Annotated in this window: 1 protein-coding gene; it reads left to right on the plus strand. The window is 64.4% G+C overall.

The genetic code is table 11. The annotated features are described in order from the left end of the window. Nucleotides 1-278: hypothetical protein (locus EN786_RS39225; protein ID WP_246688867.1), on the plus strand; the 278-nt coding region annotated here is incomplete at both ends.

A 278-nucleotide genomic window follows, 5' to 3' on the forward strand; every position in this document is an offset into this window, starting at 1 on the left:
CATGGATCCACTGATCGAGTCGCTGGCGACGCCACTTGGCGACGGCCGCCTTGTAATTCTCGGCGGTCTTCCATGGACGGGGCGGATCCTGCAACTCGACGACGTGCAAACCATCGGAGTCGGCGTCGGGGCGGTGACGACGCAGCACCTCACGGCGGAACTCGACGAGGTCATCGACGTCGTGCTCCTTGAGGACGACAAAGAGGACATCGAGGTGCTGGATGGCGTCGACAGCCGCCAAGGTCAGCCAATCCGGGTTGCCGGGGCCGATGCCGATG

It is taken from the genome of Mesorhizobium sp. M4B.F.Ca.ET.143.01.1.1, assembly GCF_004792275.1.
GTDB lineage: Bacteria > Pseudomonadota > Alphaproteobacteria > Rhizobiales > Rhizobiaceae > Mesorhizobium > Mesorhizobium abyssinicae.